Below are 19,511 nucleotides of genomic sequence, written 5' to 3'. Positions count from 1 at the left end.
ACACTCTCCCCTTAAAAGTTAAATTGTGTTAAACTTATTATATAATCAACTTTCCAATTTTTACAATAAAAAGTTTAATTGTATTTAACTTTTAAATTATAAAGGAGCATATAATGGCTACTCTCGGTGCAAAAATTAAAACGTTACGAAAAGAAAAAAAGCTTACTCAAACTGATTTAGCAGGTTCAGAGCTGACAAAAAGTATGCTAAGCCAAATTGAAAACGGAAAAGCTACACCTTCCATGAAAACATTACAATATATTGCTGAAAAACTTGGATGCGAAACGAGTTTTTTACTAGAAGATGATGATGTGGAAAAGATAGAACTCATTCAACAAATGGAACAACTAATAAAAGCAAATAAGTACGATGAAGTATATGAGATTTTACTACCTATCGTTCAAAAAGAGCTACCTCCTACTTTGAATACCGCTCGTTTATATAAACAATTTGTAACAGCTGCGGCTAAAATGAAAGATTACAATATTGAACATTACGTGGAAAAGGCTACTTCTATTTTTGAAAAATATACGTTATACCGGGAAAGTACGGAAACAAAATTAAAATTATCCTTTACGATATTCACACGTAAAAAGTATGCTGAATGTTTACAACTCATTGCTAGCATCCGAAATGACTATGAAGAGAAACATTTAGAAATGGATCTCATTATACATATCGAGTTATATTTATATGAGGCGATTATTTTTCTTGCATATGGTAATTACGAACAATGTGAAAGTGTCATTTTAGATGCGCTTGCATTTTCAAAAAAACATCAAGTGTATTATAAAACAGATGAATTTTACCGTATTTTATCTTACCAAAAAGTCCTAACGGCTGATAAAGAACAATATTTACATTACATAAAAAAATCAGAGCAATTTGCCATTTTTACAGAAGATACTTTATCTGCAGCGGTTATTAATCTTTTAAAAGCTTACTACTACAACACAATTACTCATGAATATACTATTGCATTAGAACATGTAGAACAATTTCGAGAACAACTAAAAGATGAGCGAATTTTTCAAGATGATGGATCGTATTATCTTGAAAAAGGAAAAGCTTTGTATGGTTTAAAACAATACGAAGAAGCTTTAAAAACATTACAACGTGCTATCATACCAGATTATATAAACCATCCACTTGATCACGCACGGCTTACAACAGCTGGGGCATATCGTGCTCTTTGTTATGTCAAACTTAATGATAAAAAAAGAGCTCTTGAAGAAGTAACAGAAGCATATGAAATCGTACAGTCCTATCCTGATTCCATCTTCACTTCATTTATTAAAGAAACATTACAAATAATACAAAAACTTTAAGAATGTCTCAAAATGGTATATTATTCCTCTTTTTTAGCAAAGATAATAATGATGGGAGGAATATAAATGAATATACAACGTGCAATAGAGCTTTCTGTGTCAGCGGAACAAGCCAATGTCAGTTTTCAAGGCATGCCTGTTATGATTCAACACGTCGATGAAAGCAATGAAACCGCCCGCATATATGAAGTAAAAAACCCAGGACGCGAATTAACTGTTCCAGTTAATAGCTTAGAGGAAATATAAGAAATGCCACTTCTCTTTTGAAGTGGCATTTTTCTTATGAATCAAAAATACAACTATTATTTCTTCTAATTTTTTAAGCTTATAATAAGAAAATGTAAATTTTATACTCTAACCCTATATTTTGTGATATTTTATACTCTGGAAATAATCAAATCTTTATAGATGAATAATATAAATTTTTTTCTATTTCCCACTCTATACATAAAGGAGGAATTGTATGAGCCTCTCTATATACGAAGGTTTAGGTATTATTTTTTTCGTAATCATTATTACTTACGCCCTTGCACACAAATATTTATGGTCAAAAAAATTACTTATTATTCTATTTCTCATTTGTAATGCTATTTATCTTATTTGGCGAACTTTTTATTCGTTACCAACTATTAATCTCATAAGTATTATCGCTGGTATTATATTGTTAATTACAGAATGGGCTGGTTACTTACAATCTATCGTTTTTAGCATTGTTTCATGGAAACCATATAAACGGAAAGAAGTACCATTATCCACTTTTGAAAAACTACCTACTGTCGACATATTTATTGCCACTTACAATGAACCGATCGATTTGTTAAAACGTACTGTAGCTGGTTGTACGTTGATTACTTATCCGAAAGAGTTACTAAACATTTATATTTGTGACGACGGGCGCCGTGAAAGTGTAAAGCAACTTGCGGCAGATTTTTCTGTTCATCACATAACTCGCACCGAAAACAAGCATGCAAAAGCTGGAAATTTAAATCATGCGATGCTTCATTCAAAAGGTGATATTATCGTAACAATGGATGCCGATATGATACCACGAGCTAACTTTTTAGAGCGAACGATTGGATATTTTTCTAAAAATAATGTTGTATTCGTTCAAGCACCACAAGTTTTTTATAATGCTGATCCTTTCCAATATAATTTGTTTTTTGAAGATAACATCGCCAATGAACAAGATTTCTTTATGCGCCAGTTAGAAGAAGGGAAAGATCGCTTTAATGCTACGATGTATGTTGGTAGTAACGCCCTATTTCGCCGCACCGCGCTTGAAGAAATTGGAGGATTTGCGACTGGAGTTATTACTGAAGATATGGCAACTGGTATGCTACTACAAGCTAACAAATGGGAGACTATATTTGTCAATGAAACACTAGCTGTTGGATTATCCCCAGAAACATTTAGTGATTTATTAAAACAACGGGACCGCTGGTGTAGAGGGAACATTCAAGTCGTAAAAAAATGGAATCCTTTCACTATAAAAGGATTATCTTTTATGCAGCGTCTTTTATATGCAGATGGAATTCATTATTGGTTTTTCGGTGTTTATAAAATGATATTTTTATTAGCACCGCTATTATTTTTAGTATTTGATATTTATAGTTTAGAAATTAATTTCATGCACTTATTTATGTTCTGGGCACCTGCCTTTTTAACATCACAGCTTATTTTCAAAGCTGTTTCTAATAAAAAACGAACAACTACGTGGAGTCATGTGTACGAAGTTGCTATGGCTCCTTATATGGGATTTGCTATTTTATCAGAAATTTTCTTACGTAAAAAGTTTCAATTTCATGTGACAAGAAAGGGAGTTCAAAATAATACAAGGCATTTTTTATGGATTGCAAGCATCCCTCATCTCATATTACTCATTTTAACAATTATTGCACTTATTCGAGCAACACTTATGCTCTTATACCCTGAGCAATATTATATTGAAAGAGAGAGCTTATATATTAACATTTTCTGGTTACTATACAACGGGATAGCTATTGTCACTTCACTATTTGTAGCATTTGAAAGACCGCGTTTTCGAAATTCAGAACGTTTCGTAGTAAATTTACCAGGTACTTTATATGCCGAAGATATGATCATTTCTTGCAATATCCTTGATATTAGTGAAACGGGGGCACGTTTTGAATTAGATTCCTCCATTCCATTTGAAACTTTATCAAGTCTATCTTCCTATATGCTATCTTTTGGCGAGGTAGAAAAGATTTATAGTACAAAAAAATGGATTCGGAGACAAGAAAGTTCTGTACAAGTTGGTGTATCATTTGATGATGTATCCCATGAGCAATATTGTAAACTCATTCTTCATCTATTTAGTAAACCGGTTAATGACCGGGTGGAAAAGGTGTACGATAAAGCATTTCTTACACTAGCAATTGCATCTTTCATAAAAAACACAAAAAAAGCACCAAGACAATTTCGCAGGCAACATATACGTGAGCAACTGATGTCTCCTGGAACATTGCATATGAATGGGATGCCGATTGAAGCGACCATTATCGACTATAGTACAGGTGGGTGCCAAGTACAAACGAACATCCCTCTTGTGATTGACCAAATTATACAAGTAACAATGGAAGAACGTAATATTCAAAAGAAAAATGCACAAGTGTGTTGGATTCAAAAAAAGGGTCGTAAAATATATGCTGGATTAAAATTCACAGCGTAAAAAAGAAAAGAAGCGTCGTGCTTCTTTTCTTTTTTACATGCTAAAATACTTATTAAAGGGGGGGAATGTATATGAAAAATACTTCACAAAAAATGAGTCATTATTATGCCGTGATATTCACTTCTAATTTATCAAATGATACAACAGACTATAATACCGTTGCCGAAACAATGGAGGAACTTGCAAAGCAACAACCTGGATTTTTAGGTGTAGAAAGTGCACGAGGTAATTCTGGACTCGGAATAACAATTTCTTATTGGGAATCACTTGATGCAATTGAAAATTGGAAGAAGAACGCCTTACATAAAGAAGCGAAAAAAAGAGGTCGTGAGCAATGGTATGAAAACTTCCATCTGCGTATTTGCCTTGTTGAGAAAGAATTTAAGTTTCAAAGAGGCACAATATAACTATGAAGGAAAAATTAGCTCTCGTTATTGTTCATGAAATATATGGTGTGAATGACCATATGCATCACGTTACCGAGCAATTTACTTCATCTCATATTGACGTATTCTGTCCTAATCTTCTGCACTTACAACACGCATTTCATTATCGTGATGAAGAAAAAGCATATGAACATTTTGTAAATCATATTGGATTTAATGATGGAAAAGACCAAATTGAAGCATTCATCAATACCCTTTCAAGCAATTATACACATATTGGACTTATCGGCTTTAGTGTTGGAGCTACCATCTCATGGCTATGTAGTAACAATCCGAAAATAGATTTTATCATCGGATGTTACGGTTCTCGTATACGCGACTATGTTCACATAAAGCCTACATGCGCTACACTACTTATATTTCCTGAAAAAGAAGCTAGTTTTTCAGTATCCTCTTTAATTCAAACATTGCAGCAACAAAAAAATCCTTTACTAGAAATACAACAACTACACGGTGAACATGGATTTCTAAATCCGTACACTGAAAAATATAACGGGCACTCTACAAAACAAGCATACAATGTAATAGATTCATTTCTTGTAAAGTGAAACTTTATTAGTTCTTTATTTGGGTTATTGTTGTTAGTTATTTCGGGGATGTAATAGAAGAAGGAAGAAAAGCCAACATTCAACTTTTCTTCCTTCTATCTTTACCTTTAGCTTTCACTGTCACTGATTCACAAGGTGTATAATATATTTGAGGTGTCGCCTTATCAACAAACATCATAAACGTAATAAAGCCGATAATAAAGAAAATAAACAACGTTAACAAAATTGCTCCTATCGTTAAAAGTATCATAACACCACCCCTATATTTTTCATGTTATTACACCTTTCGCTATTATATGAGCGTAATCCTTTTTAGAAAAAGAAACGTAACAAAATAATCACAACCACTCCCGTTAATACTGTACCTAATAAACTACGAGTATATATCGCTACAAGAAATGTGGGAATTGCTGCGATAAGGTAATCCCACTGCATCGTCTCATGCATAAATAAAACTTGTGCTAAAAGCGCTGCTAATATCGCAATTGGTATGTAATTTAACCATTTTAAACCCCAGTCAGGAATTTGTAGTTTGCTAAATACGAGTAGAGGTAAAATACGTGGCACGAGTGTAACAGCTCCTGCTGCTAGTAAAAGTAATAATACATCTAATCTCATTTCCATTTTTCAATCACCACTCCAATCGTCGCAGCTAGTAATGTTGCGATAATAACCGCTATACTATCTGGCATAAATAGGTGTGAAACGTATGCGATGATAATCGCTACAATTGCAACACTTAAATGAATTGCTAGTTTTGGTTTACTACTTATGAGCTGAAGAACAAATAATCCAATAAACATCGCTGGTAATGCATAATCCATCCCGTATGTATGTGGATCTGGTATCCACTCACCAAACAGTCCACCAATAATAGTAGCAAGAATCCAATTTAAATACGCTGTTACGTTAAGCCCGATCATCCATCTTTCACCTAAATATCCTTTTTGCGCCGCGTGTTGCACTGCAACGCCGAAAGTTTCATCTGTAATTTGCGAACCGATGATTAAGTTTTTAAATAGAGGAATTTTCGTAAAGTACGGCGCGAGTGCAGCACTCATAAGAAGGTGGCGCAAGTTAACAAAAAATACAGTAAAAATAATTGCGGAAGCAGGAGCACCGGCTGCATACATACCAGCTAATATAAATTGGGCAGAACCTGCATAAATTAAAGTGGACATAAATGCAATTTCAATGATAGAAAAACCTGCTGTTTTTGCAATTACACCAGCTGCTATACCGATGCTCAAGTAACCAAATACAGTTGGTAAACAATCTTTTACTCCTTGCTGAAATGTATCATCGCTCTGCAAAGCTACATGTGCCTGAGCTTTACTCATCTCTATCATCCTCCATTCCTTCTAAAGTTCGTTTTCCTGTTACGACATGAACTAAATCTATATTTTCACGCCATAACGTATCTAACTTATCAGCTCCAAATTCCTTCGTGATTTCTTCAACCATAATATCGTGCCGCACATACTCTGTAGCAACGAGAACTAGCGCTGGGTCATACGTTGTAACGGCCCATGAAGTGCTATCATTTGAGAAGTTCGCAATTAATACTTCCTCTCCATCACGCGCAATAACAGTTAAATGACCACCCATTCTCTTTTCAACAACGTGAGGCGTCATATAATTATGGTGAAACGTCGCTCCTATTTTTGTTTCTGGAGCTCCAAATAAGATTGAAAATATATGTACGCCTTCCTCTTCCTTTTGATAAATGTATGGCTCAATTTCATGCACTTGATCTTCCCATACAGAAATCCATAATTCTTCCTTTGCCCTATTAATTATATTGCATATTTCTTTTAAAACACGATCATTTGAGCGAATATGCGAAATTACATCTATTTGTCGCTCTTGTTCTAAACAATTTAATTTCTCATCTAAAAATTCAAAGGACTTTTCAAAGTCTTTTCGCATTCGATTCATTAATTCGGTAGCTGGTACTGGTACATATTTAACTGGTTCAGAAGGTACAATATGCACTGCTCCTTTATCCATTAACTTACCGAGTACCTCGTAAATCATAGAACGAGGTACTCCTGTTTGTTTACTCACTTCATAGCCAGTTACTGGGGAATGTTTTAACAATCCAATATACGCTTTACATTCATATTGGGAAAATCCTAACTTTTGTAATTCCTTTATAATTTCATCCATCGGTAACCCCTCACAATCTAAATCGCTCTTACTTCAAAACGGCGATTTTGCTTCCCTTTACTTTTTACTTTATCAATAACAAGTGTTCCTATTTCACTCGTATTTTTCACATGTGTGCCTCCACAAGCTTGTTCGTCTAAGTTTTCAATTGTAACAATGCGGATTTCTTGGATAGTAGTTGGCAGGAGATTTATTGCTGTTTTAATCATTCCTACAGCATTTTCTGCTTCTTCGCGGCTCATATAACGAGTGGAAATTTCTTTATTTTGCTTAATAAGTTTATTCACTTCCTCAACAATTTCTTCTACTTCCACGCTCGATAACTCTTGTAACTCATTAAAATCGATACGTGCTTTATCAGGATAAATTTGATTTCCGGTGCATAGAGCTCCATACTTTTCATAAACTACAGCTCCGATAAGATGCAGTAAAGAGTGATGACGCATTAAATTATGACGTCTTTCCCAATTAATCTCTAATTTAACTGGACCTAATTTTACTTGAGCTTCATCTTTTATATAGTGAACTATTTCTCCCTGCTCCTTCTTTACTTTTTCAACTTCAAATACAGACCCATCTTGTACAATGACACCCGTATCACATTCCTGTCCTCCACCAGTTGGATAAAAAACTGTTTCTTTTACAAATACTTTATTCCCTTCCACTCTTATCACTTCTGTCTCGCAACTCGTTTTGTATGCATCTTCTAAATATAATGCCGTTTTCATACTCTCACCTCTTTAGTAGTTATAGTTATACCTACTAATATAAAAAATAATATTCATACAGTCAACTTATATTTCAGAATTTTTAATTTTAAATAAAAAAAGCCTTTTATAATAAGGCTTTTTTCTACATGCTATTATTTATTTTAACTGTAAAGTATTTAACATGTTTCCCGCCAAATGCTCCCGTAAAGTAGAACCTGTATACTCTTCCCTAAATACTCCCGCCTTCACAAATAAAGGAATGACTTCACTAAAGAATAGATTTAGTGACTTGGGAGGTCCTCCTGGAATAGCAATAAATCCATCTAACGCTCCGGCCTCAAACCTATCCATAATTTGCTTCGCAACGTCTTTTGGTGTACCAACCGCAACCCAATGAGCCGATCCAACAACTTCTGGTCGCTCTAGTATTTGTTCAACTGTTGGTTCATTTTTAATAATGAAATGCCGTAATAATTCTGCATGTGTTTTACTACGTACAGTTTGATCCCGACTTGGCAGCATCTCTTCGGTAATTTTACTTTCTAGCGGAATCCCTCTCGCATCTAATCCGAGAACCATTTCAAGTAACGCATATCTCTTCTCTTTTGTGAGATGTTGATGAGCTTGTCTATGCATTTCTAGCGCCTCTTCATATGTATCACCTATAAAGAAATATAATCCAGGTAATACGCGTATAGCATCTTGCTTCCGGCCATGCTGTTCTGCTCTTCTTCTTAAATCTTGACGAAGTTCAATACCTGACTCTACATCTGGCGTTGCAGCAAAAATTGCATCAGCAACAGAAGCAGCAAAATTCCGACCAGACTCTGAAGCACCGGCTTGAAATAATGGCATTTCTCCTGATATATGCTGTGGGATATTCAGCGGACCTTTTACCTCAAAATATTCACCGCTATGTTCAATTGGCTTAGCCATCTCTCTAATAACTTCAGTGTTATCTATTTTCAACACTTCATAAGGATGGCTCCTCCAAAGTTTTCTTACTAACTCTGTACATTCTGCCGCTTTCGCGTATCGTTCCTCAGATGATGGCATCTCTTCCTCACCAAAGTTTTCAGCACCGTCAATGGATGTAACAATATTCCACCCTACTCGGCCGTTACTAATCCAGTGTAACGATTGTAATTGCCTTGCTAATATATATGGTGGATAAAACGAAGTTGAAGCAGTTGTAACGACTCCAATTTTTTCTGTCGCATAAGCAATAGCAGTAAACAGTAACGTCGGGTCTAAAATGACATTCCCTTTATTACGAGCAATTAAATCTGGGTGGGCCACTAAATAATCGGCTTTAAAAACAAAATCTAACTTAGCCTTTTCTGCCTGTAGTGCCAACTCTACTTGCTCATCAATTCCGGAATTAAACTCATTCTCTTGTTCTTTCTTTCTAGAAATTAAACATAATCCAATGCAAAGTTGATTCTTTTTAGACATCTTCACACCATCCCCTTATTTTTAATTCACTTAGTTAAACAAATGTTGCTGTCATTATGAAATTCTATTCTTATGAAAATAGATAAAATGATATTGATAATCATTATCATTTTATGATGTAACTGTAATAAAAGCAATAACAAAAAAGACTCCCACTTTTGGAAGTCTTTTATCTCAATATTTCATTCGCTTCTTTTTCATAAATTTTATCAAATGACGTCATAACACGCTGTGATGCTTGAATCATTTTTTGATCCGTCATAAGATCTGCCATCTCTTTCGTCATATCAACATTTGAATTTTCTAGCATATGATTTTTTACTATTCCTGTTCCGTTCGGTAAATTAGCAATGTTTCCTTCTGCTAGTGTAAAGCTTTTGTTCTCACGTTGCACGAGACGAGCATTCGTTTCGGCATCTACTGTTTTTGTTTGTAAACGAGCAATATTATTTTGTGTTACTTCATCATATAATGTACCGTCTGCTTGTACAGCAACCTTTGCTCCTTCTGGAATACGAATACGCTCATTATTCTCTCCCATTACGAAAGCACCTGAAGATGTTTGTAAATAACGATCACTATTTAATGTGAAACTACCATCTCTCGTTAAAAACGTTTCATCATTTTTAGAAGTAACGAAAAATGATGTTGTGCCGGCCGCGCCGTCATCTAAAAAGAAATCTGTAGCGCTATTTGTCATTTGTATATTTCCTTGTACTAAATTCACATGTGTTGCAGCTGGTACTACAGCGTAATCGACCGAACCGATATTTGTTACCGCCCCATCTCCTCGGCGATATGTGTCTTGTACATCAAATACTTTAGACGTCATATTTTCTGCTTTAAATCCTGTCGTTTGAGCATTTGCAACGTTATTCGAATGAACATTAATACGCTGCATGTAATTCATCATACCCATAGAACCTATATAAAGACCGTTCATATTCGTTTGAATAAGGCAAGCGCCTTATTCTTCACCTCTTTTCTACGATGTTTGTAACATTTGTTTCGCTAAATGTTCAGCTGTAGCGATATGTATATTTTTCCTTATGTCTTGGCCATCTGTCATTAATACAATAGGAGCTGATGATACTGCTGGAATTTTCAACAATTCGCCACTACTTGCTGTTTCATCAAATTTTGTAAACACAATACCATCTATATGAATATCTTTAAAGTTTGTAATGATTTCAATCATATCTTTACTTTTCATCGAAGCTGATAACGTTAAACAAATATAATCTGGTTCTACTTGACCCATCGTTTCAATCATTTCTTCCACTGTTTCTGACGTACGATAATTTTTTCCGGCTGTATCAATTAAAATATAATCGACGCGTGCTTCTTCTTTAAAATACGTAAGCGCTCTTGTCATTGCAGCTTCATCACGCACAGCAATTACTTCCGATCCAATTGTCTTTACGTTATCTTGCAATTGCTGCACTGTCCCTATGCGAGAATGATCTGTCGTTATAAAACCAACTGTTTTGTTCTTACCGTGAAATTGCCATGCCATTTTGGCGAGTGTCGTCGTTTTACCAACGCCAGTTGGACCGATTAATGCGATTGTTTGTACTTCTTTTTCAAAGACGTTTTCCGTATTAAAATGAGATTTCATATCTTCCAATATGTACCTGATAACTTCTTCTTCTGTAATCATCGTTGCATTTTCAAACTTTATTTTTAACTTTTCAGCATATGCATAAATGAAATATTGTTCTACATCGTTTTGTTCTAGCATCCGAATTACTTTTTGAATAATAAACGGTACAGATTCTTGATTTTCTTTCTTTGGAGCTACTTCTTCTTTCTTTACCTGAACGACTTGTTTCACAACTTTTTTCTTTTTCGTTACTTCCGCTTCTTTCGTCGGTTTCACAACGACAATTCCTTTTTCGAACAGCTTTAATAGTTTCTCTTTTTTTCTTGCCCATTCTTCACTATTTCCTGTTTGCATCGCCGCGTATGACATAGAAGTCGTTACGTTTTCTAAATTGTGCAGTACTGATTGAATTCCATTCGCCTTCACAATTTGTTCTGAAGGATCATTCACAACATCCATTAACTGTTCATGAAATTGAGCTGTACCTTCATTCACTTCTTCCTGTTTTTCTTCTGGAAAAGCAACTAACATTTCATAATCCTTTTTCCAGAAAAACGGTATATTTCGTTTTACACTTTCATCGACAACGTAATAATAATCTGTACCATATTGGTCAAATAACTTTCGATACAATTCATTTTTCGAAGCTGCTTTTATTCGCATTAACGCTTCTTTCTTTTCTGTACTTTCCATTACTTCACCCCCTACTATTCAATATAGGCAATTTGATCCACAACAATTTCTGGTGCTAATTCGCTAATACAAAGTACTTGTGCTTCCACTTGATAACGTTCTAGCAGTCTTACGATCGCAAATCTAAAATCTTTTCTACGTGTTAATAACACTGGTTCTCTTCCCATTAAACGTGCTTGCTTAAAGACGCGCTGCACTTGCTCAACGACACGTGTTTCTAAATCTAAATCCCAGTTTAATAAGTAACCTTGATATGAATTATTCACAACATCCGCATCTAACTCAATTGAATCAGAGAAGAGCGCTGCATATATTTTTCCGTCCGGATTTTTCGCATTTTCACAAATAACTTTTGAAATACATTCACGAACAAATGATGTCACACCGTCAACGTGGTTTTGATAAATTTCTTTGCCGTCAATAATACCTTCAATAATTGTTGGTAAATCACGAATAGAAATACCTTCTTTTAGAAGTTGTTTAATAACATTTTGAACGAGTGATAAATCAATTTCTTTCTTCTTAATCTCTTCTAATAGAACGCCATTATCATTTTCAAGCGAGTTAATTAAGTCTTTTACATGTTGACGCTGAATTAATTCATGAAGATTACGTCTAACAACAACATCTAAATGTGTAATTAATATGCTAAGTGGCTCTAACACTTGATAGCCTTTCATTTGTGCATCTTGCACCATATGCTCTAAAATCCAATATCCATCTTCACCGAAAATTGGATCTTTAGCTGGCTCTGCATCTAAATCAGCCATTACGTTCGGTGTTTTCAGTGCTAATAAATAACCTGATTTTAAAACACCTTCAGCTGCCTTAGCACCTTTAATTCGAATAATGTAACGTCCGCGTGGTCTAAAGCTCGTATTATCTTTAAAGTTAATTCCAGGAACGTTAATACCAAGGTCAGTAATAATCGACTTCCGCATAAGAACAACTTTATCACGAGCTGTTTCCCCGTTAATTTTCTGCTTTACAAGTGCTGCTAAATCTAAACCGAGTTCTACAATAATCGGATATTTATCCGTAAATACTCCGAATGAATCTTCCACTTGTTGCAGTTGCTCATCTTCGCCTTGAATCATTTCTAATTCTTTTTGAAGCTCGTCTTCTTTTTCTTTCTTTATTCGATTTTTATTACGAATGCCTAAGAAGATAATCGTTCCACCAACGAGTGCGAATGGTAGAAACGGTAGCGGAGTAAAAATACCCATTGCGATAAATAAACCACCTAGTGCATATACAACGACTTCATGCGCTAATAACTCTTTAAAGATACCTTCTGTTACTGTATCCGGTGAGCCGTCAAATACACGCGTTACGATAATACCTGTTGAAATTGCAAGCATTAATGAACCGATTTGGTTTACGATTCCGTCACCGACAGTTAACTGTGTATAATGAAGAGCTGCATCTGCAAAGCTCATTCCTTGCTGCATCATGCCGACAATTAAACCGAAAATAATGTTTACGAATAAAATGACAATCCCGAAAATAACGTCCCCTTTAATGAACTTTCCGGCACCATCCATCGCCCCGTAAAACTCTGTTTCCATATTTAATTTTTTTCGTTTTGCCTGTGCATCTTTTTCTGAAATAATACGCTGGTTTAAATCGGCATCGATAGACATTTGTTTCCCCGGTAAAGAATCAAGTGTAAAACGAGCTGCTACTTCAGCTGTACGAGATGCACCGTTTGCAACGATAAACTGGAATATGATTAATACTGTAAAAATAACGATACCAATTAATAAGTTTCCGCCAATTACGAACTGGCCGAACTCTTCAATAACATGACCTGCATTTCCATCTGTCAAAATCGCTCGCGTCGTCGAAACGTTAATCGATACGCGGAAAATCCCGATTAATAACAACATCGTTGGAAATGACTTTAATTCATCCCACTCGTTAATACTTGTCGCTCGCATATAAATAAGCACTGACATACTTAGTAGAAAAACGATAATGATATCAAGTATAAATGGTGGAAGTGGAATTAAGAGCGCCACTACGAATGACGCTGCTAAAAAGATAGAAAAATAGGTTCTTGCAGACTCTATCTTAAACAAAGAGATCTCCTCCAAACGCGCTATTACACTTCAAGTTCGTTCGTCTGAATTAAATAGCGCATAACTTCAATTACAGCTACGTATAAATCTTCTGGAATCGTCTCATCTTCCTCGACCTGATAATATAAAGAACGAGCAAGCGGACGGTTTTCCACCATTGGTATTTCTTGTTCACGGGCAAGCGTTCGTATATATAATGCGAGCTCATCTTCCCCTTTTGCAACGACAATTGGTGCTGCATCAACGTGTTTATTGTAACGAAGTACAACCGAAATATGCGTCGGGTTGTTCACAATAAACGTTGCACCATCCATCTTCTTCGCGATTGTCCCTTGCAAGATGGCATGCATAAAGTTTTTTCGTTTCCCCTTTACTTGCGGGTCCCCTTCATTATCTTTATGCTCCCTTTTTACTTCTTCTTTTTTCATCTTAATATCTTGCTCGTACTCCCATCTTTGATAAATGAAATCGATAATAGAAAGAACGATTAAAATAATTAAAATGGCTAAAAAGATAAATTTAATTTGGCTAATAATTTCAGTAAGTGACGCTGTCCAGTTAAATCCAATCATACTAACAATCTTCTCTAAATTCTTTTTAAAGAGAACGTACGAAACGTAACCGATTAATCCCATGTAAAACAGTGATTTCAAAATATCTACTAAACTTTTACGACTAAACAATCTCGTAAAATAGTTTTTCGGATTAATACGTGACGCTTTCGGTTTAATGACTTTAGAAGAAAATAGGAAGCCGACTTGAATCATATAATTGAATAAATGAAAAGCATATACGAGTATTAATATCGGAGCCGATACTTTCAGTAATAAAATCCCCATTAAATAAAAATACTCGGTTGAATCTGTATTTTTTCCAATTTGATCAAACAGCACCGCTACGGAATTTGCAATCTCATAACCTAGCCAATCTCCGAAGAAATAAACGACAACTGCTAATACGAGAATGGAAAATAAATTATTTAAATCTTTACTCCGGGCAATATTCCCTTCTTCACGCGATTTTTTACGCTTCTGCGGGGTGGCCTTTTCTGTTTTATTATCCTTTGCCATGCGCGTCCCCCTACTTCGTTAAGAAAAAGTTAAATAGTTTCGTATATTCTTCAAGTAATACATCCGTCATATTTTTAAACACATAACCGAGCATCGGTACACTCATCGCAATAAACAAAATACCACATGTAATTTTAATTACGTATGCATTCATAAAAACGTTTAATTGCGGAGCATTTTTTGCAATTAAAATAAGAACAAAGTTAATGATGAATAAACTTCCCATAAGCGGCAGAGCAATTTCAACCGCTGATGTGATCGCAAATAATAACGTTGCGAGTAGACTATCTAAAAAACTAGTCGTCAACAATTTTGAAATCGCCTCTGTATATTGAAACGACTTTAAAATAGTGGCAACGAAATAGTTAATGCCGCCCAGTGAAATAAAAATAATAAGAAAAAATATATCAAAAATTGTTGATAGCAAAGTGGACTGTGACCCTGCATTTACATCAAACAAACTTGCTTGTGATAAACCAATATCAAAGTCTAAAATATGCCCTGCCATTTTCGGAATGTTCCACAGCATTTCTACAATTTTTGAAAGTGATAATCCAATTACAATTTGCGTTCCTGCATAAGCTGCAACGTCCCAAACTGTCTTGATGTGAGAGACATCCACTTGATCCGCCACTGTAATTGAAAGAGCGAGTCCAACTGTAACCTTCGCCATTGCTGGAATGGATCGGCCTGAGAAAAACGGTAAAAAATATAAAAATGAAGTAATGCGACAAAACGCAAAAAACGTTGCCGCCCATAATTCCATATTCATTTCAGTTCACCTATCTTAGTACGAACGCAATAGCGATGGGATTTTATCAAATAAATCTAAAATAAGCATCGTTAACTCTTGGAACATCCACGGACCTAAAATGATAATTACGAGCACAATACTCGCCATTTTCGGTAAAAACGTCAGCGTTTGCTCTTGAATTTGCATCATTGCCATAATAACCGCGATAATAATAACGACAATCAGACTTACAACGGCAATCGGCATTAAAATCATAACCCCTTTATAAAAAAAGGTTTGGAAAATATCTATAATTGGTGACGTATTCATTTATATGACTCCTATCACATAGCATCAAACGCTTCAGGCGACCGTCTTAAACATAATATCGACAATTTTTGTATATCCACCTAAATATACGAAAACGAGTATTTTAAACGGTAAACTTAAAATCATCGGCGGTACCATCATCATCCCGAGGTACATTAAAAGTGTACTAATAATCAAATCTATAAATACAAACGCTAAATAAATGAACATCCCTGTTAGTAAACCTTTTTGAATTTGCGTTAACGTAAAGGATGGTACGAGTGTAAATAAGGAAAGATCTTTCAAATCTTTCGGCAACTCTTCTCCGCGTACTTTCAGCATCATTTTCAAATCATGCTTATACGTATGCTTTGACATATATTCTTTCATAATAGGAGCTGTCGTTTCCGCAGCTTGACTTACTGTTATTTTCTCTTTCGTCATCGGATCCCACACATCGCTCTTCAGTTGCCCGAGTACAGGCTGCATCGTAAAGAGTGATAAAAATAATGCAAGTCCAACAAGCACTTGGTTTGGTGGTAAATTCATTACCCCAAGTCCTTGACGTGTAATCCCAAGAACGATCATAAAATAAGTAAAATGTGTAAATAATAGAACGATAGAAGAAGATAATGATAAAAGGGTAACGAGCGCAAATAGTTGTACACTTGAATTACTCGTAAACTCTTTTCCATTTTCGAAATTAATAAAACCGTTCGGGGCCGCATACGCTGGATTTACAAAAATAATTGAAAAAACGATAGAAAATACGAAAATAACGGCTAATAATGATAACTGTTTCTTTATTCTCATGATGGATCCTCTACTTTTTTCGTTTCAGTCTTCACCGCGTCTTCTAGTGCTTGTTGAAACTGATTTCCTGTTCCGGTTAATTGCACAGACTGCACACCGTTATTACTAATAACAGTGAACACTTGCTTTCCGTCCACTTCAAATAAAAAGGCACTCGTTTGATGATTTAAATACACGCCGTCTTTTACTTGAATATGGCCATTTTCACCCTGCTTAAAAAACTGCTGTTTGCGCGTCTTTTTTGTCATATAATATGCACCGTAACCGAGCGCACCAAACAGTAAAACGACTTGAAATAAGGTCGTCATATACGACATATGACTCCTCCTCTACTCTTTATCTTGCATTTGACTTTGCGCTTTCATAAGCGCCGCTTGTTTCTTGTCAGCTTCAATTTCAGAAATGATAATACCGAATTTCTCGTCCATTACGATTGCTTCACCGATGCCGACTTTCATATTACTTAAATACACATCTACTTTATGTCCTAAGTTTTTCTCTACTTCAAGAACATCGCCAACTTTTAACTGCTTTACATCACCAAGCGTAATAGATGACTTTCCAAGCTTTACACCAAGTTCAATCGAAATATCTGAAACAGTATCGATATGTGCTTTGCCTGCTTCATTTCGCTTTCCTGCAAAATCTTCTAATCCCATTAATGACACAGGAGATACTTCATGCTTCATATGGATCCTCCTACTCTACAAAACTTTTAAATAGGAGCGCCTTACGCGTTCCATCTTTTCCAATAAAACAATTAAATTTATGCTTTCCATCTACATAACCAAGTAATTCATCCGAAACTTTCGTATGAAGCGGAATAATATCCCCTTCTTCAATTTGTTCAATCTCACTCATTGTCATTTTCTGCTCACCAATCGCAACGTGAACAGGTTTGTACACTTGATTTACTTTCACTTCCACTTCAGACGTATACTTCCTACGTTTATCCGAAGAATGTTCGACAATATTTTCAGACGTTAACTTATCCATAATTTCTTCAACAGATAAGAACGGAATCCCGATACGCACCGTCGTATTCCAAAAATCTGTTTTCATATTTACATTAAGTAATGAAATGATATCGCTCGCTGTCGTAATCTTTAGTGCATTCGGATCTGTTTCCGTCGTTACAAATTTCGGTTCAATCGCAACAACACTTTCAAATGATTGCTCTAAATTTTTACAAAGAAGCAAGAATATATTATCAAGCGTTAAAAACTCAAATGCTGTTAACGGTCTGCGCATCGTAAAGTTACGCTTACTATCTCCGCCAAGCCAACATTCATGAATATAAATAACGAATGCTAAATCAATCTCAATAACAATTTCTCCAAGCTCTGGTAAACCGAGATCAATCACGCAATATAAATAATAATCTTTCGGCATTTTCTCCACATACTCACTCGTAAATGGAACTTGCTCAACTGTTGAAGGCTCTAGTTCAATTGGAATACGCATACGCGCTGATAACGTCTGTGACGTCTGTTTTCCAAACGTAGAAGCAATCGCTTGCAAACTACGTAAATGCTCAACACCGAACTTCTCTGGTCTATTAAAATCATACTCTTGAAATTTCTCTTGCTTTCCTGCTTCTTGTGCGAAAGCTGGCATTTCCTCGCCTTCATTTACCGCCTTCAGCAGGGCATCAATTTGCTCTTGGCTTAATTTTTCGCCACTCATGACAATCCCCTTCCCTACCTTTTCAATTCAACGATTTCAACGTACATCTTCCCATTCTTCGTCAAAATCTTTCCGGTTCCAATCTCTTCATTCTCAAGCATAAGACGCACCGTATTTTTCGTTGAATTTTCAAGACGATACAATGTACCTTTCGTAATATGAAGCAAATCTTCAATTTTCTTTTTCGTATTTCCGATTTCAAAATAAATTGTTAACGGAATATCATCTTGTAATTTCAAATCTAGCCAACTCCCATATCATGTTCACGAAAATTTCATGTTCTCTCTATATATGAAACTCCCTATTTTGAAACGTCGATATTTAATATTTTTTTAATATATCCTTGCGTTTCTTTAAATGGCGGTACGCCTCCGTACTTTCTCACATTCCCAGGGCCAGCATTATAAGAAGCAAGTGCCAATACTAAGTCGCCGTTATTCTTCTTTAAATAACCGCTTAACTCTTTCACGCCACCTTCAATACTTTCAGCTGGTGAAAAGGGATTCTTCACGCCCATCTCCTTCACATTCGCTGGCATAAGCTGCATAAGTCCCATCGCACCTGCATGTGACACCGTTTTCGGATTAAAATTAGACTCTACTTCAATCATTTTTTGAATTAACGTTTTCGGAATTCCGTATGTACGGCTAGTGCGATCAATAATATCCTCATACTTCCCTTCATTGGAAGAACGTATTTTTTGAATATTATACTTCTTCGTTAATTCCCACGTATCAACAGCCTCATTTTTCGTTTCTGGGAAACGTCGTTCAAACTCTTTTTGCGCAACTTGCACTTCATCTGCTTTCTTCGTTTCAGCCTTTTCTTCAGGCTTACTCGCTTCCTCTACTTTATTAATAGTTTCTGCCGGTTTATTAACAACCGCTTCTATTTTCGTAGATTGTACCGGCTGACTCATATCCTCTACTTTTGCCGGCTGCGTAGTTTCTTTCGTCTCCTTCGCAGGCTCACTCTGCAACTTCTCTTGAAAACGACTACTAACAAATGCTTGTGGACTACTTAGCTTTTGCTGAATTTGTCCTTTCTTATATGCAAGCACTTCTTTTACTATATTTCCAACTATCATAATATCACCTTTTCGGTAAACAAAGATAATCTAATATTAGAGTTTTTTTTTAAAGTTTGCAATAATCCTTTTAATAATTATGTAATAAAAA

General features: G+C 35.4%; 23 protein-coding genes. 5 read left to right on the top strand and 18 right to left on the bottom strand.

Going from position 1 to position 19,511, the window contains the following annotated elements; genetic code table 11:
* Positions 1–113 precede the first annotated feature (113 nt).
* The 5 genes from BCG9842_RS08150 (at position 114) to BCG9842_RS08130 (ending at position 5,011) form a co-directional block, all read left to right on the top strand.
* Positions 114–1,328 (top strand): helix-turn-helix domain-containing protein, encoded by a 1,215-nt coding sequence (locus BCG9842_RS08150; protein ID WP_000212330.1) that lies wholly within the window; start codon positions 114–116, stop codon positions 1,326–1,328.
* Positions 1,329–1,394: 66 nt separating this feature from the next.
* Entirely contained in the window at positions 1,395–1,574 is a 180-nt protein-coding gene (locus BCG9842_RS08145) for an H-type small acid-soluble spore protein (RefSeq protein WP_001025734.1), read from the top strand.
* A gap of 217 nt (positions 1,575–1,791) precedes the next feature.
* Entirely contained in the window at positions 1,792–4,017 is a 2,226-nt protein-coding gene (locus tag BCG9842_RS08140) for a glycosyltransferase (RefSeq protein ID WP_000059018.1), read from the top strand.
* A 71-nt stretch (positions 4,018–4,088) separates the two neighbouring features.
* Entirely contained in the window at positions 4,089–4,424 is a 336-nt protein-coding gene (locus BCG9842_RS08135; protein WP_000799455.1) for an antibiotic biosynthesis monooxygenase family protein, read from the top strand.
* Positions 4,425–4,426: 2 nt separating this feature from the next.
* Positions 4,427–5,011, top strand: coding sequence for a dienelactone hydrolase family protein (locus tag BCG9842_RS08130; protein ID WP_000660112.1), 585 nt, complete (start codon positions 4,427–4,429; stop codon positions 5,009–5,011).
* A 79-nt stretch (positions 5,012–5,090) separates the two neighbouring features.
* On the opposite strand, the gene BCG9842_RS08125 is transcribed toward BCG9842_RS08130, so the two are convergent.
* From BCG9842_RS08125 to BCG9842_RS08040, 18 genes are all read right to left on the bottom strand, one after another.
* Positions 5,091–5,261 carry a DUF3951 domain-containing protein gene (locus tag BCG9842_RS08125; protein WP_000602229.1) on the bottom strand — a complete coding sequence of 57 codons (171 nt, stop codon included), beginning with the start codon at positions 5,259–5,261 and terminating at the stop codon, positions 5,091–5,093.
* A gap of 62 nt (positions 5,262–5,323) precedes the next feature.
* Positions 5,324–5,635 (bottom strand): AzlD domain-containing protein, encoded by a 312-nt coding sequence (locus tag BCG9842_RS08120; RefSeq protein WP_000425944.1) that lies wholly within the window; start codon positions 5,633–5,635, stop codon positions 5,324–5,326.
* Positions 5,626–6,351: an AzlC family ABC transporter permease gene (locus tag BCG9842_RS08115; protein ID WP_000030479.1), complete on the bottom strand. Its 726-nt coding sequence runs from the start codon at positions 6,349–6,351 to the stop codon at positions 5,626–5,628. The genes BCG9842_RS08120 and BCG9842_RS08115 overlap by 10 nt, the downstream gene beginning before the upstream one ends.
* Positions 6,344–7,180 (bottom strand): TrmB family transcriptional regulator, encoded by an 837-nt coding sequence (locus BCG9842_RS08110; protein WP_000343356.1) that lies wholly within the window; start codon positions 7,178–7,180, stop codon positions 6,344–6,346. Before BCG9842_RS08110 ends, BCG9842_RS08115 begins: the two co-directional genes overlap by 8 nt.
* A gap of 17 nt (positions 7,181–7,197) precedes the next feature.
* Positions 7,198–7,908 carry an alanyl-tRNA editing protein gene (locus BCG9842_RS08105; RefSeq protein ID WP_000844967.1) on the bottom strand — a complete coding sequence of 237 codons (711 nt, stop codon included), beginning with the start codon at positions 7,906–7,908 and terminating at the stop codon, positions 7,198–7,200.
* 138 nt (positions 7,909–8,046) lie between these two features.
* Positions 8,047–9,345, bottom strand: coding sequence for an NtaA/DmoA family FMN-dependent monooxygenase (locus BCG9842_RS08100; RefSeq protein WP_000038858.1), 1,299 nt, complete (start codon positions 9,343–9,345; stop codon positions 8,047–8,049).
* A gap of 169 nt (positions 9,346–9,514) precedes the next feature.
* Positions 9,515–10,288 carry a flagellar basal-body rod protein FlgG gene (locus tag BCG9842_RS08095; RefSeq protein WP_001013934.1) on the bottom strand — a complete coding sequence of 258 codons (774 nt, stop codon included), beginning with the start codon at positions 10,286–10,288 and terminating at the stop codon, positions 9,515–9,517.
* 42 nt (positions 10,289–10,330) lie between these two features.
* Positions 10,331–11,641, bottom strand: a complete 1,311-nt coding sequence (gene flhF, locus BCG9842_RS08090; protein WP_000446179.1) for a flagellar biosynthesis protein FlhF — start codon at positions 11,639–11,641, stop codon at positions 10,331–10,333.
* Positions 11,642–11,655: 14 nt separating this feature from the next.
* Positions 11,656–13,722: a flagellar biosynthesis protein FlhA gene (gene flhA, locus BCG9842_RS08085; protein ID WP_000472586.1), complete on the bottom strand. Its 2,067-nt coding sequence runs from the start codon at positions 13,720–13,722 to the stop codon at positions 11,656–11,658.
* 23 nt (positions 13,723–13,745) lie between these two features.
* Positions 13,746–14,792, bottom strand: a complete 1,047-nt coding sequence (flhB, locus tag BCG9842_RS08080; RefSeq protein ID WP_001040121.1) for a flagellar type III secretion system protein FlhB — start codon at positions 14,790–14,792, stop codon at positions 13,746–13,748.
* 10 nt (positions 14,793–14,802) lie between these two features.
* Complete coding sequence (locus BCG9842_RS08075) at positions 14,803–15,564, bottom strand: flagellar biosynthetic protein FliR (RefSeq protein ID WP_001055718.1); 762 nt, start codon at positions 15,562–15,564, stop codon at positions 14,803–14,805.
* A 15-nt stretch (positions 15,565–15,579) separates the two neighbouring features.
* Complete coding sequence (locus tag BCG9842_RS08070; RefSeq protein WP_001098080.1) at positions 15,580–15,855, bottom strand: flagellar biosynthetic protein FliQ; 276 nt, start codon at positions 15,853–15,855, stop codon at positions 15,580–15,582.
* Between the two features lie 33 nt (positions 15,856–15,888).
* Complete coding sequence (locus tag BCG9842_RS08065) at positions 15,889–16,647, bottom strand: flagellar type III secretion system pore protein FliP (protein WP_001220582.1); 759 nt, start codon at positions 16,645–16,647, stop codon at positions 15,889–15,891.
* Complete coding sequence (locus tag BCG9842_RS08060; protein ID WP_000121178.1) at positions 16,644–16,964, bottom strand: hypothetical protein; 321 nt, start codon at positions 16,962–16,964, stop codon at positions 16,644–16,646. The genes BCG9842_RS08065 and BCG9842_RS08060 overlap by 4 nt, the downstream gene beginning before the upstream one ends.
* A 12-nt stretch (positions 16,965–16,976) precedes the next feature.
* Entirely contained in the window at positions 16,977–17,336 is a 360-nt protein-coding gene (gene fliN, locus BCG9842_RS08055) for a flagellar motor switch protein FliN (protein ID WP_000680010.1), read from the bottom strand.
* 10 nt (positions 17,337–17,346) lie between these two features.
* Positions 17,347–18,333: a flagellar motor switch protein FliM gene (gene fliM / locus BCG9842_RS08050; protein ID WP_000012361.1), complete on the bottom strand. Its 987-nt coding sequence runs from the start codon at positions 18,331–18,333 to the stop codon at positions 17,347–17,349.
* Between the two features lie 14 nt (positions 18,334–18,347).
* The gene (locus tag BCG9842_RS08045; RefSeq protein WP_000775712.1) at positions 18,348–18,572 is read right to left on the bottom strand and encodes a flagellar motor switch protein FliN; all 225 of its coding nucleotides are present in this window, start codon (positions 18,570–18,572) and stop codon (positions 18,348–18,350) included.
* 62 nt (positions 18,573–18,634) lie between these two features.
* Positions 18,635–19,420, bottom strand: coding sequence for a lytic transglycosylase domain-containing protein (locus BCG9842_RS08040; protein ID WP_000635229.1), 786 nt, complete (start codon positions 19,418–19,420; stop codon positions 18,635–18,637).
* Positions 19,421–19,511 lie beyond the last annotated feature (91 nt).

It is taken from the genome of Bacillus cereus G9842, assembly GCF_000021305.1.
Classification (GTDB): Bacteria; Bacillota; Bacilli; order Bacillales; family Bacillaceae_G; genus Bacillus_A; species Bacillus_A thuringiensis_S.
The sequence above is the reverse complement of the archived record's forward strand: the minus strand, read 5'-3'. Positions and strand labels throughout refer to the sequence as shown.